The organism is Tessaracoccus coleopterorum, assembly GCF_011174705.1.
Classification (GTDB): domain Bacteria; phylum Actinomycetota; class Actinomycetes; order Propionibacteriales; family Propionibacteriaceae; genus Arachnia; species Arachnia coleopterorum.
The window spans coordinates 2,975,557-2,988,516 of record NZ_JAANIJ010000001.1; the positions used below are offsets into that span (position 1 = coordinate 2,975,557).

At 69.9% G+C, this 12,960-nt stretch carries 5 protein-coding genes and 8 pseudogenes; 9 read left to right on the forward strand and 4 right to left on the reverse strand.

Going from position 1 to position 12,960, the window contains the following annotated elements; all coding sequences use genetic code 11:
- Positions 1-81 precede the first annotated feature (81 nt).
- The 4 pseudogenes from G7085_RS35610 (at position 82) to G7085_RS19160 (ending at position 3,927) form a co-directional block, all read left to right on the forward strand.
- A pseudogene (locus G7085_RS35610) lies at positions 82-347 on the forward strand (DUF4233 domain-containing protein).
- Positions 344-753 (forward strand): annotated as a pseudogene (ndk, locus tag G7085_RS19155) (nucleoside-diphosphate kinase). Before G7085_RS35610 ends, ndk begins: the two co-directional pseudogenes overlap by 4 nt.
- Positions 754-1,280: 527 nt before the next feature.
- A pseudogene (locus tag G7085_RS33250) lies at positions 1,281-1,649 on the forward strand (CPBP family glutamic-type intramembrane protease); the annotation flags it as partial.
- 324 nt (positions 1,650-1,973) lie between these two features.
- A pseudogene (locus tag G7085_RS19160) lies at positions 1,974-3,927 on the forward strand (TIGR03960 family B12-binding radical SAM protein).
- Between the two features lie 71 nt (positions 3,928-3,998).
- Here the strand turns inward: G7085_RS19160 and G7085_RS19165 are convergent.
- From G7085_RS19165 to G7085_RS35615, 3 genes and pseudogenes are all read right to left on the reverse strand, one after another.
- Positions 3,999-4,349 carry a hypothetical protein gene (locus G7085_RS19165; RefSeq protein WP_197512113.1) on the reverse strand — a complete coding sequence of 117 codons (351 nt, stop codon included), beginning with the start codon at positions 4,347-4,349 and terminating at the stop codon, positions 3,999-4,001.
- A 61-nt stretch (positions 4,350-4,410) separates the two neighbouring features.
- Positions 4,411-5,474, reverse strand: a pseudogene (locus tag G7085_RS19170) (BCCT family transporter).
- Positions 5,455-5,784: pseudogene (locus G7085_RS35615) on the reverse strand (BCCT family transporter); the annotation flags it as partial. The pseudogenes G7085_RS19170 and G7085_RS35615, both read right to left, overlap by 20 nt.
- A 299-nt stretch (positions 5,785-6,083) precedes the next feature.
- Between G7085_RS35615 and G7085_RS33255 the strand changes: the two are divergent.
- A pseudogene (locus tag G7085_RS33255) lies at positions 6,084-7,016 on the forward strand (DUF1846 domain-containing protein); the annotation flags it as partial.
- 51 nt (positions 7,017-7,067) lie between these two features.
- Positions 7,068-7,562, forward strand: a complete 495-nt coding sequence (locus G7085_RS33260; protein WP_331716034.1) for a DUF1846 family C-terminal domain-containing protein — start codon at positions 7,068-7,070, stop codon at positions 7,560-7,562.
- Here the strand turns inward: G7085_RS33260 and G7085_RS19180 are convergent, their stop codons facing one another.
- On the reverse strand, positions 7,563-8,549 hold the full coding sequence (locus tag G7085_RS19180) for an MFS transporter (protein WP_197512115.1): 987 nt from the start codon (positions 8,547-8,549) through the stop codon (positions 7,563-7,565). It abuts the gene before it with no gap.
- 190 nt (positions 8,550-8,739) lie between these two features.
- Here G7085_RS19180 and G7085_RS19185 point away from each other — a divergent pair, with 190 nt between their 5' ends.
- The 3 genes and pseudogenes from G7085_RS19185 to G7085_RS19195 all read left to right on the forward strand — a co-directional run bounded on the left by G7085_RS19185 (position 8,740) and on the right by G7085_RS19195 (position 12,858).
- Positions 8,740-9,582, forward strand: coding sequence for a TIGR03936 family radical SAM-associated protein (locus tag G7085_RS19185; protein ID WP_231979719.1), 843 nt, complete (start codon positions 8,740-8,742; stop codon positions 9,580-9,582).
- A 148-nt stretch (positions 9,583-9,730) separates the two neighbouring features.
- Positions 9,731-10,357, forward strand: coding sequence for a hypothetical protein (locus tag G7085_RS19190; protein WP_197512116.1), 627 nt, complete (start codon positions 9,731-9,733; stop codon positions 10,355-10,357).
- 302 nt (positions 10,358-10,659) lie between these two features.
- A pseudogene (locus tag G7085_RS19195) lies at positions 10,660-12,858 on the forward strand (Rne/Rng family ribonuclease).
- Positions 12,859-12,960 lie beyond the last annotated feature (102 nt).

Genomic DNA, 12,960 nt, shown 5'->3' on the forward strand with positions numbered 1-12,960 from the left:
TCGCCCGACAACCCCATGCGGGTGCCCGCGCTCAGCACGCTCATCATGCAGATCATCGTGATCTGGCTCGGCTACATCGGGATGATCCAACTCGAGGGCATCAACCTCGGCGTTGCAGCGGTGTGGTGCGGCGTCGCGACGATGCTGTGTCTGGCCGGTGCAGCCACCCTCCGCCGGGCCAGGTGGGGCTACCTCATCGGCTGGGCGGCCCAGGTCGCCACCATTGCACTGGGGTGCTGACGCCCTGGATGTACGCCATGGGTATTATCTTTTCACTGATCTGGGTGACGTGCGTCGTGCTAGGCCGGCGCATCGAAGCCCATCGCAGAGAGGGAAGCGCTCAATGACCGCGCGCACATTTGTCATCATCAAGCCCGACGCAGTCGAGGCCGGACACGTCGGGGACATCCTGGCCCGCTACGAGCGCGCCAGCCTGCGCGTCGTCGCGATGGACCTGAGAACCATCGCCCCGGAGTTCGCCGACCGGCACTACTGGGAACACGTCGGCCGCGAGTACTACCAGCCGCTGCGCGAGTTCATGACGAGCGGTCCGCTCGTCGCCGCGGTGCTGGAGGGTGGGAGGACACCGTCGCCGAGGTGCGGACGCTGCACGGGGCGACGGATCCCACGCAGGCGGCACCGGGCACGATCCGGGCGGACTTCGCGCGGTCGAAGCGGCACAACGCGGTGCACGCGTCCGACTCGCCGGTCAACGCGGCGAATGAGATCGCGCTCTGGTTCCCCTGTCTGTGACCGGGGAACCGCGTCGCGCCTCGGATGAGCCCCGCAGACCGACTGGGAGGCGCAGCGCGCGCAGTGGCCACCGCCCGGACACGGGGCACCGCCCGCTCGGCCCCAGCAGTGGGGACCGCCCGCTCGGCCCCAGCAGTGGGGACCGCCGGCGCAGCCTCCGCAGTGGGGACCGCCGGCGCAGCCTCCGCAGTGGGACCACCCGGACAACAGGTTCCCCAGTGGGCCCCACCGGGGCCGCAGGTTCCGACTTCCGCGCACCGACCCTCGCCGCTGCCTCCGGAGGGCACCCGCTACCCCAGTTCTGGCGCGCGCCCGGGTCAACAAGGCGATGCCGATCGTCGCGACGGTGCTCATGGCTGTCGTTTTCCTCGCGCTCTCAACCCTCGTCGTGCTGGGTGTCCTGCTTGCGGGCCGGACCCGCAGGGGCCCTCGAAGGCGTGCTCGACGGCACCCTGACCCCGGAACTTGTCCTCGCCAACAGCGTCTCGATCGCCCTCGTGCTGCCGTTAGCCTTCCTGATCGTGCGCATGGTGGGCCAGCGGCCGGGCAACCTGTCCTCGGTCACCGGCCGGTTCCGCTGGGGCTTCTTCCTGCGCTGCAGCGGCGTCACGGCCGCCGTGTACGGCGCCTACCTGGCCCTGTCGATCGCGCTCGACGGCATCGACTCGCTGGGCCTCGAACTCCGGTCCTACTCGTGGTGGCTCCTGATCGGCCTGATGCTGGTGACGCCGTTCCAGGCGGCCGCCGAGGAGTACCTGCTGCGCGGGTTCGTGCTGCGCACAGTCGGGTCGTGGTTCACGGGGCCGATCGTCGCGCTGCTGGTCGGTGGCGTGGTGAACTCGTTGCTCTTTGCGTCGCTGCACGCCTCGACCGACCCCTGGCTGAACCTCGTCTACTTCTCCATGGGGCCATCGCGAGCTATCTGGCCTGGCGGACGGGCGGACTCGAGGCGGCCGTGGCGATCCACATCGTCAACAACATGGTCGGCATGGCGCTCCTCCCGTTCCAGGACATGGCATCCCAGTTCGACCGGACATCCGGGGCGGCAGGGCCGGGCGTGCTGCTGCAGGTGGTCGCCTTCGGGCTCGCCGCCGCCCTCATCGTGCTGGTGGCGAAGCGGTCGGGCGTGGCCGTCGTCGGCCCTTCTCCCGCCGCGCAGGCGGGTGTCACGCCCGAGGCCTAGGGAATCGGGGCCGCCACCGGTTATTCTGGGCGGCGCTATGACTACCACTGCCGCGCTTCCCCAGCACTCCGTCTTCGACCGGCTCGAGCCGCTGCTCGCCCGGGTGAGCAAGCCGATCCAGTACGTCGGAGGCGAGCACAACTCCGTCGTCAAGGACTGGGACTCGATCGACGTCCGCTGGTGCCTGTCATACCCCGACGCGTACGAGGTCGGGCAGCCCAACCAGGGCGTCGCCATCCTGTACGAGGTGCTCAACGAGCGCGACTGGATCCTCGCGGAGCGCACCTACTCGGTGTGGCCCGACCTGGAGAACCAGATGCGCGAGCATGCGATCCCGCAGTTCACGCTCGACGCCCACCGGCCCGTCGGGATCTTCGATGTGCTGGGCGTCTCGTTCTCGACCGAGCTGGGCTACACCAACCTGCTGAACCTGATCGACCTGTCCGGGCTCAGCCTGCACGCGGCCGACCGTGGTGAGGACGAACCGATCGTCGTCGCGGGCGGGCACGCCGCATTCAACCCTGAGCCCATCGCCGACTTCATCGACGTCGCGGTGCTCGGTGACGGCGAGGAGGCCTCGCTGCTGATCTCCGACATCCTGCGCGAGTGGAAGGCCGACGGCCGCGACGGCGGCCGCGACGGTCTTCTCATGCGCCTGGCCCTGACCGGCGCGTTCTACGTGCCCCGCTTCTACGACGTCGACTACCTGGACGACGGCCGCATCCAGCGGGTCGCCCCAACCGGCCCGGCGTCCCGCACCAGGTGCGCAAACACACCCTGATGAACCTGGACGAGTGGCCCTACCCGAAGGCACCCATCGTGCCCATGGCCGAGACGGTGCATGAGCGCTACTCCGTGGAGATCTTCCGCGGCTGCACCCGCGGCTGCCGGTTCTGCCAGGCGGGCATGATCACCCGCCCGGTGCGCGAGCGCAACATCGAGACAATCGGCGCCATGGTCCAGGGCGGGCTGAAGGCCACCGGCCTGGAGGAGATCGGTCTGCTTTCGCTCAGCTCGGCCGACCACTCCGAGATCGCCGAGGTGACCCGACAGTTGGCCGACCGCTACGAGGGCACCAACGTGTCGCTCTCGCTGCCGTCGACCCGCGTCGACGCGTTCAACATCGACCTCGCCAACGAGTTGAGCCGCAACGGCCGCCGGTCCGGTCTCACGTTCGCCCCGAGGGCGGGTCCGAGCGGATGCGCAAGGTCATCAACAAGATGGTGACCGAGGACGACCTGATCGACACGGTGGCCGCAGCGTTCTCCTCCGGGTGGCGCCAGGTCAAGCTGTACTTCATGTGCGGTCTGCCCACCGAGACCGACGAGGACGTGCTCGCCATCGCCAGGCTGGCGACCCGCGTCATCGAGACGGGGCGCAAGGCGTCCGGCACCCGCGACATCCGCTGCACCGTCTCCATCGGTGGGTTCGTGCCCAAGCCGCACACCCCGTTCCAGTGGGCCGGGCAGGCCAGCGCCGAGACCATCGACCACCGCCTGATGCTCCTGAAGGAGACGATCCGGGAGGACCGCAACTACGGCAAGGCCATCGGCATGCGCTACCACGACGGCAAGCCCGGCATCATCGAGGGGCTGCTGTCGCGCGGCGACCGCCGCGTGGGCCGCATCATCGAGCGGGTCTGGCGCGAGGGAGGCAAGTTCGACGGCTGGAGCGAGCACTTCAGCTACGAGCGCTGGACGACCGCGGCCGCCGAGGAACTTGCGGCCTTCGGGATCGACCTCGACTGGTTCACCACGCGCGAGCGCGGCTACGAGGAGGTCCTTCCCTGGGACCACCTCGACGCGGGCCTCGACCGTGACTGGTTGTGGGAGGACTGGCAGGACGCCATCGACGAGCGTGAGGTCGAGGACTGCCGCTGGACCCCGTGTTACGACTGCGGCGTCTGCCCGCAGATGGACACCGAGATTCAGATCGGCCCCACCGGCCGCGTGCTGCTGCCGCTGACCGTGGCCAGGCCCGACCTGGCCTGAGCGGCCCGTGGCGGGCGACCGACGCGCTCAGCGGTCGGTCGCCTCCTCCGCGTCCCCATCCCCGTCGTGCGTCACGGGCTCGTCGGGCACGTCACCGTCAGGGGTCCAACCGTCGGCGTAGGTGCCGGTGGCGTAGTCGTACTCGACGGGTTCACCCTCCTCATCCGTGCGCTGGTACCAGTCGGTGACCCCCGCGTCGTGCGAGTCGAAGTCGGCGCCCGCGCCCTCGCCCTCGGGGCCTCGTGCACGGTGAGGCTGAAGTTGTCGCCGTACCGGTCGACGCCCTGCCGCACCGCATCCTGGAGGGCCGACACGGCGTACCTGCGGCGGATGACGAGCGGATCGGAGCGCAGGTCGTTCGCGAACGACACCATCATGGCGACGAGAATCAGCGTGAACGGGATTGCGGAGACGATGATCATGTTCTGCAGGCCGTTGAGGGCGTCGCCGCCCCGACCAGCAGCATGACCACCGCGATGCCCATCATGGCGAGGCCCAGAACGCGGTGACCGGCTTCGAGGGCTCCGACTGGCCGCGCTGGGACAGCGTGCCCATCACCACCGACGCCGAGTCGGCCGACGTGACGAAGAAGATGGCGATGACCAGCATTCCGAGCACCGTCGTGACCTGGCTGAGGGGAGGCTCCCCAGCAGGGTGAAGAACAACTCCTCCGCGGGCGCGTCTGCCGAGATCCCGGTGCCCTGTTGGCGCAGCCAGATGCTGGTTCCGCCCAGCACGCCGAACGTGAGCATGCACACGAGGGTGGGCATCGTGATCACGTAGATCACGAACTCGCGCAGGGTCCGGCCCCGGGAGATCTTGGCCAGGAAGATCCCGACGAAGGGCGACCAGGAGATCCACCATGCCCAGTAGAAGACGGTCCAGGTGCCGACGAACTCCGCGGCCTCGGGTCCGTAGGCGGGGCCGAGGCCGAGCATGCCGAAGAAGTTCTGCGCGTAGTCCATGATGGCCGCCGGCCACAGGTTCAGGATGAACAGCGTCGGCCCCGCGATGAAGATGAACACCGACAATGTCAGGGCGAGCACCATGTTGATGTTGGAAAGCCAACGGATGCCGCGGCCGATGCCGGAGACGGCCGATCCGATGAAGGCGGCGGTGAGCACGGCGATGATCGCGATCAACGCGGCATTGGGCAGCCTGCCGATGCCGGCCACCAGTTCGACGCCGCGGCCGATCTGCATGGCGCCGATGCCGAGCGAGGCCGAGGTGCCGAACAGGGTGGCGACGATGGCGAACATGTCGACGAGCCTGCCGATGGTGCCGTCGGCGCGTCGCTGGCCGACGAGCCCGACCAGGATCGAACTCATCAGTGGGACGCGGCCACGACGGAACGCCCCGTACGCGACGGCCGCGCCCACCAGCCCGTAGACGGCCCACGGGCCGACGCCCCAGTGGAAGAAGGTCTGCGACAGCGCCCGGACGGCGGCCTGCGGGTCTCCGCGGTGGCGGAGCCCGGCGCGGGGACTGGTAGTAGGTGAGGGGCTCCAGCGGGCCGAAGAAGATGATGCCGATGCCGATCCCCGCAGAGAACATCATCGCGACCCACGAGAACTTGCTGTATTCAGGCTTCTCGTCGTCCTTGCCGAGCGGGATGGTTCCGAAGCGGCTCATCGCGATGAACCCCATGAACAGCAGGATCACCGCCACCAGGGCCGTGAACATCCAACCGACATTGCGCAGCGTCCAGTTCAGGGCGGCGGTGGAGGCCGCGGAGAGGCTGTCGGTGGAGACGACTCCCCACGCGATGAAGGCGAGGATCAGGGTGCCCGTCACGCCGAAGACGACCTTGTCGGTGCCGTAGCGGTTGCGCTGTTCCTCGATGCCGATGCCGGGCACCAGGGCCGGGTGGATGCCGTGTGGGTAGGTCTCGTCGACCTTCTTCAACAGGCGTCGGGTGGCGGGACGAGGCCCTTCCTGGTTGCTTGCTCCGGGTCAGTGAAATTCACTCAGTCTCCCTTGTCAGGTTTTGTGGACTGCTTCAGTACACTACCCGCAACCCGCGCCGGGGCCGTCTTCCCAGCGGGGAGGCGCGCGCAGGGCCGGGGCGTGACGGCGACAGGCCGGGCCCGGCGAGCCGGCCACCGATCCGTCCGATACCGGGTCGGCAGGATACGATTGGCCCCGTGACACGCATCGTGGGATTTGATCGGGAACGCTACCTCGCCCTCCAGTCGGAGCACATCTTCGAGCGCCGACAGCGGTTCGGGGGCAAGCTCTATCTCGAGTTCGGGGCAAGCTCTTCGACGACCACCACGCGTCGCGCGTGCTTCCGGGGTTCACTCCTGACAACAAGATCCGGATGCTGGAGACGATCAAAGAGGACGTGGAGGTCGTGATCGCGGTCTCGGCCCACGACCTGGCCCGCAACAAGGTCCGGGGCGACCTGGGATCACCTACGAGGCGGATGTGCTGCGCCTGATCGACGAGTTCCGCTCCTACGGGTTGTTCGTCGGGAGCGTCGTGATCACCCAGATGACCGACGAGCACCGCCAGGCCCGCGCGTTCAAGCGCAAGCTGGAGCGACTCGGTGTGAAGGTCTACCGGCACTACCCGATCAAGGGCTACCCGAACGACGTCGTGCTGATCATGAGCGAGGCGGGCTACGGCCGCAACGAGTACATCGAGACCGAACGCGACGTCGTCGTCGTCACGGCCCCGGCCCGGGCAGCGGCAAGATGGCCACCTGCCTCTCGCAGCTCTACCACGACCACCAGCGCGGCATCACCTCCGGCTACGCCAAATACGAGACCTTCCCGATCTGGAACCTGCCGCTCGACCACCCCGTCAACCTCGCCTACGAGGCCGCGACCGCCGACCTGGACGACGTGAACCTGATCGACCCCTACCACCTCGCCGCCTACGGCGAGCAGGTCGTCAACTACAACCGCGACGTGGAGATCTTCCCCGTCCTGAAGCTGCTCCTGGAGCGGCTCACGGGCACCTCTCCCTACGAGTCGCCCACCGACATGGGCGTCAACATGGCGGGCGTGTGCATCTCGGACGACGAGGTGTGCCGCGCCGCCGCGAAGCAGGAGATCATCCGGCGCTACTTCAAGGCCCTCGTGGCGGAGCGCCGCGATGAGCTCGAGCCGACCGTCTCCGACCGCATCGCCCTGACGATGAGCCACCTCGGAATCGCCCGCGAGGACCGACCGGTCGTCGGTCCGGCTCTGGAGGTCGAGCGCCGCACGAAGGCCCCGGCCGCCGCCATCGAGCTGGAGGACGGCCGGATCGTCACGGGTAAGACCTCGGCCCTGCTCGGCGCCTGCTCGGCCATGCTGCTGGACGCGCTGAAGGCCCTGGCAGGCATCGAGGACAGGGTGCGGCTGCTTGCGCCCGAGAGTATCGAGCCCATTCAGACGCTGAAGACGGAGCATCTCGGCAGCCTGAACCCCCGGCTTCACACCGACGAGGTGCTCATCGCGCTCTCGGTGAGCGCCACCTACGACCCGCATGCGAAGGCCGCGCTTGAGCAGCTGCGGCACCTGCGTGGCTGCGACGTGCACAGCTCGGTGATCCTCGGCTCGGTTGACGAGGGGATACTGCGGAACCTGGGGGTCAACGTCACGAGCGAGCCCGTCTACCAGTCGAAGAAGCTCTACAAGAAGCGCTGATCAGTCCCGGATCTGGTCCTCGATCAGCTGCGGGCGGCACGCGTGGAGCCCGGCGATCAGCATCGGCACGATCAACACGAGTTGCAGCATGATCGACGCCGTCCAGCCGCCCGTCGCCGCGTGCAGCACCCCGAACGACAGGGGACCGAGCGTCGCGATGAGGTAGCCGACCGACTGCCCGAAGCCGCTGAGCGCGGCCGTCGCCGCCGGGGTGGCGGCACGGGTCCCGAACAGGGCGAGCAGCAGCGGGAAGGACGCGGTGCCGAGCGCGAGGCAGACCGCCCAGAGCCAGGGCGCCGTTGTCGGCGCGATGAGCAACCCGAGGTAGCCGGTCACCAGAAACGCGATGATGGTGACGAACAGCACGCTCGGGTTTCCCGTCCTCGCCACGTAGGCCGGGATCAGGAAGGCGGGGACGATGCCGACACCGGTCGCGATCCCGAGCAGGAGCCCGGCCTGCACCTCGTCGATGCCGGCCGAGCGGTAGACGCTCGGCAGCCACCCGAAGATCGAGTACGCCTGCGCTGACTGGATGCCGAAGAAGACCGCGAGCGCCCAACCCAGCCGGGTGCGGGCCACCTGGGCGAGCGTCACCCGATGGTGCGCCGCGGTGCGCCTCGGGTCACCGGCGCGCAGCAGCGGCACCCAGCACAGGAGGGCTGCGACCGCGGTCACGACCCAGGCGGCGAGGCCGCCGCGCCAGCCGAGGGTGGCCTGCGCGATGGGCACGGTCGCCATGCTGGCGGAGGTGACCCCGATGGTGAGGACGAGCGAGTAGAGGGCGGTGGCCAGCCCGATCCGGTCGGGGTAGTGCCGACGCACCAATGAGGGCATCAGGATGTTCGCCAGCGCCATGCCCGCCAGGGCCACCATCGACAGCAGCAGGAACGGCACGGGTGCGCCGGTCAGGAGGCGGCCCGCCTCGCCGACGATCAGCACCGCCAGCGCCACGGCGATCGCCGCGTGTTCGCCGATCCGCCGCGCCACCGTGGGGCGATCGCCCGAAGGCCGCGAAGCAGAGTGTGGGAAGTGAGGTGAGCAGGCCGGCGGCCGCGCCGGTCAGGCCGATGTCGGCCGAGATCTCCGTCAGCACGGGGCCGACGGACACCGCGACGGGGCGTAGGTTGAACGCGAGCGCGAGCAGCGCGATCAGCGGCCCCAGCGGCGCATGAACTCCATGCCCCTCCCATCTCCGGTCAGGGCCCGAGGATACCGCCCGGGGCAGGTTCCGCCGCGGCGTCGCCGACCGCAGGGCGAGGGCCGGATACACTGCGGCCGTGGGAACTCGACAGCCGCCAGTCCAGCAGGCGCCGCCGGCGCAGAAGCTGCGCCTCCGTTACGCCAAGCGCGGCCCGGCCGTTTCACGTCGCACCGCGACTTCGGGCGGGCGCTCGAACGGGCCCTCCGCCGCGCCGACATCCCCATGGCCTACTCGTCGGGCTTCTCACCCCATCCCCGCATCTCGTACGCCAACGCCGCGCCGACCTCGGCAGCGTCGGAGGCCGAGTACGTCGAGCTCGGGCTCAAGGAGGTGTGCGCCCCCGAAAAGGTCCTCGCGGCCCTGAACGAGGTGCTGCCACACGGCTTCGTCGTGCTCGACGCCGCCGACGCGGTCGCCGCGTCGCTCGGCGACCTGCTCCAGGCCTCAGACTGGGTGCTGCGCGTCCAGGACGCACCTCGCAGCGTGCTCGCCTCGGCAGTCGCGGCCCTGCTTGCGTGCGATGAGTTCGCCGTCGAACGGATGACCAAGAACGGCATGCGCACCTTCGATGTGCGCTCCGCGGTCCTGTTGCTGGAGGCCGCCGACGATGAGACCCTGACGCTCAGGTCGCTCCATCAGACGCCGCTTGTGCGACCCGACGACGTGCTCACCGCGCTGCGGATGCTTGACCCCGGGTGCCGTCGCAGGCCATGCTCACGCGGCTGGCGCAGGGCCGCTGGTCGACGGTGGGATCGGCGACCCGCTCCGGTGAATCGGCGCGGGAAATGCCCGCAATCCTTGGGACGTGTGCGAGAATAACGATCAGGTCACGGCACCGCCGGTGCCAACCGGGTGCGGCGAGCTGCACCGCGGCAACTCTGCCGCGACTGCTCGTAGCGTCGGCCGATCTACTGTCTTAGTGCACAGTCCGCTGTGCCCGTCCGCGCACTGCGCGTAAGGAGCCCTCATGCTCGATACCGAGAACATCAGCGAACCCACACCCGAATCGGGTGAGGCAAAGGCGCCGACGCGTCGCCGCCGCGCCGCCAGCCGCCCCGCCGGCTCCGCTGCTGCCGCGAAGGTCGGCAAGGCCCAGCCCGTCGAGGAGACCCGGGCCCCCGAGCAGGTTGCCGAAGCCGCTCCCGCGGTGGCCCCCGAGGCCGCTGCCGCGGTGGACCCCGAGGCCAAGGCCGACGTGACCCCCAAGCGCAGGAAGGCCTCCACGAGGGCCACCGGCACCACCTCCGCGACCCGGCGCCGCAAGGTCGAGGTCGAGACCACGGAGCCCGAGGTCGCCGCACCCGAGGCGACCCCCGCCGTGGTCGAGGCGGCGCCCGTGGTCGAGGCGGATGCCCCTGCGATCGAGAAGCCCACGCGCCGCCGCGCCACCCGGAAGACCGCGGCCCCGGCCGCCGACCAGCCCACGCTCGACGAGTCCGCCGACCAGCAGACACCCGATGGGACACCGGCCGAGGAGAAGCCCGCGAAGGCCCCGGCCCGCCGCCGCAGCACCAGGGCCAAGGCAGCCCCCGCCGCGCAGGAGGCCGCCCGGCAGAGTCGCACATCGCCGAGGCGCCGGTCCCCGAGCCCGTAGCCGAGACCCCTTCCGTGGAAACTCCCGCGGAACCCGTGGCAACTCCCGCGGAAGAGGCGCCCGCGCCGGAGCCGGTGAAGGCTCCCGCGCGTCGCCGTCGCGCCACCCGCCCGGCCGCATCCCCCGAGCCCGTCGAGGCACCGGGGCCGTCGTCCCGGAGCCCGTTCAGGCGGAGGTTGAGACACCTGCGGTCGCTGAGCCCGTCCAGGCCGAGGAACACGTCGAGGAGGCAGAGGCCGCCCCGCACAGGCCGCCCCGCCCGCCGCCGCAGGGCCACCCGGGCCGCCGCGGCCCCGACCCACGTGGACGCGCCGGTCGCCGTCGCCCCTGCGGTCGTGGAGGCGACGGAAGAGGTCGCCGCCCCGCAGGCCGACGTCGTCGAGGCTGAGGCCCCGGCAGCGGAACCGTCCGAGGTCACCGAGGCGCCCGCCCGCGTCGAGCAGGCACGCTCACGCCGCCGCCGCGCCACCCGTGGTGCTGCCGCGCCCGAGCCGTCAGAGACCGACGACGATCCGATCGGCGCCGCGCTGAAGGCCGCGGAGACCCTCGCCGAGGCTCGCAGGTCCGTGCTCGCCGATCCCTTCATGACCAGGGCGGCCCGTGACGCCGAACTCGCCGCGCTCGCCGGTGCCATCGCGGCCGACGAGGGGTCACCGCTCCCGGCCGTAGACGCCGAAGAGGAGACCCCGTCGACCGACCCGGATGTCGACGCCGACGAGGAAGAGATCGACGAGGAGGACGCCGAGACCTCCGAGGACGGGGAGTCCGACGACAACCGCCCCGCACGCCGTCGCCGCCGCAGGGCGGACGCCGTCGCCGTCGCGGCGGGCCCCGTGACGACGACTCCGACGACTCCGACGACTCCGACGAATCGGATGAGTCGGATGACGAGTCGGCCGATGAGCAGGATGGTGAGTCCTCCGACGACGAGTCCGACGAGGCTGAGTCCGGCGAACCCACTGATGGTGAAGAGTCCGGCTCGACGACCCGCCGTCGCCGCCGCCGTCGCCGCAGGGGCGAGTCCGATCGCGAGGGCAGCTCCGACGACGAGGTGACCGGCATCGAGGGCTCGACCCGCATGGAGGCCAAGCGCCAGCGACGCAAGGAGTCCCGCGCAGCGGGCCGCCGCCGCGCCCCCATCCTCAGCGAGGCAGAGTTCCTGGCCCGCCGCGAGTCGGTCGACCGCAAGCTCGTCGTCCGCCAGTCGGAGGACTACACGCAGCTGGCGGTGATCGAGGATGACATCCTCGTCGAGCACTACGTGGACAAGGCCTCTGCGACCTCTCTGATCGGCAACATCTACGTCGGCAAGGTGCAGAATGTGCTCCCGAGCATGGAGGCCGCCTTCATCGACATCGGCCGCGGCCGCAACGCCGTGCTGTATGCCGGCGAGGTCGACTGGGCCTCGTTCGGGTGGGCGGTGAGCACCGCAAGGTCGAGAACGTGCTCAAGTCGGGCCAGAGCGTCCTGGTGCAGGTCACGAAGGACCCGGTCGGCGCCAAGGGTGCGCGGCTCACGTCGCACATCTCGCTGCCCGGCCGCTACATCGTCTACTCGCCGGGTGGCCACCTGAGCGGAATCTCCCGGAAGCTGCCCGACAATGAGCGGCACCGCCTGCGCAACGTCCTGAGCGGGCTGATCTCCGACAACGAGTCGGTGATCGTGCGCACCGCAGCGGAGGGCGTGGCCGAGGACGAACTGGTCCGCGACGTGAACCGCCTGAAGGCGCAGTGGGAGGTCATCGAGAAGAAGTCGAAGCAGGGCGGCTCCCCGCAGTCGCTCTACTCCGAGCCCGACCTGACGCTGCGGATCGTGCGTGACCTGTTCACCGAGGACTTCGGTCACCTCATCGTGCAGGGCAACGGCGCGCAGGACGACGCGTTCGACGCGATCTCCGCCTACGTCGGCCACGTCGCTCCGCACCTGTCCGACCGCGTCGAGCGGTTCGAGGTCGAGGAGACCGGCCGGGACCTCTTCGCGAAGTTCCGCATCGACGAGCAGATCGCCAAGGCGCTCGACCGCAAGGTGTACCTGCCCTCGGGCGGGTCGCTCGTGATCGACCGCACCGAGGCCATGACCGTCATCGACGTCAACACCGGCCGGTTCACCGGCTCGGCGGGCAACCTCGAGGCCACCGTCACCAGCAACAACCTGGAGGCGGCCGAGGAGATCGTCCGGCAGCTGCGGCTGCGCGACCTCGGCGGCATCATCGTGATCGACTTCATCGACATGGTGCTGCCCTCGAACCGTGACCTCCTCCTGCGTCGCCTCGTCGAGTGCCTCGGCCGTGACCGGACCCGCCACCAGGTCGCCGAGGTCACCAGCCTCGGCCTGGTGCAGCTGACCCGTAAGCGGATCGGCACCGGCCTGGCGGAGGCGTTCACCGAGCAGTGCGACCACTGCCACGGCGCCGGGTACCTCCGCTCCGACGAGCCCGTCGAGTCGCAGGCCCCGCCGACGGTGGGGAGCGCAGGGGTGGAAACCGCCGTCGGCGGAAGTGACCGGTTTGGTCCATCCGCCGTGGGCGGGTTAAGATAATGCGGTTGCCTTCCTCCGGGAGGGCGCCCCGAACAAACCCGGGTCTGACCCGGGCACGAACTACG